1 protein-coding gene is annotated in these 234 nt (G+C 56.8%); it reads right to left on the reverse strand.

Features of this window, described 5'->3' with window-relative positions; genetic code table 11:
• Nucleotides 1-203 (reverse strand): hypothetical protein (locus QSV46_RS41145; protein ID WP_314964543.1); only part of this gene is annotated, 203 nt, incomplete at its 3' end.
• Nucleotides 204-234 lie beyond the last annotated feature (31 nt).

The raw sequence follows: 234 nt of genomic DNA on the forward strand, positions 1-234 counted from the left end.
GCCAGGAGGCGCGCCTCAATCTCGAGGCCAGTTTTCGATTTTCTCGCAGTTGTTAATGCTTCATGCAAATCACTGGAAGCCGAGGCGAAATCGCCCTCGGTAGAACTCGCGAGAGCCCGGCAGAGACGGCTTGCGGTGAAAAGGTAGGTCATTCCGGATTGCGAGGCGTAGCCCTCAACCTCCTTCGCGTGCAACCTTGCCATCGAGTTATTCCCGCGATGGAATGCCATCTCG

Origin of the sequence: Bradyrhizobium cosmicum, from assembly GCF_032290525.1 — a bacterium.
GTDB classification, from domain to species: Bacteria; Pseudomonadota; Alphaproteobacteria; order Rhizobiales; family Xanthobacteraceae; genus Bradyrhizobium; species Bradyrhizobium cosmicum_A.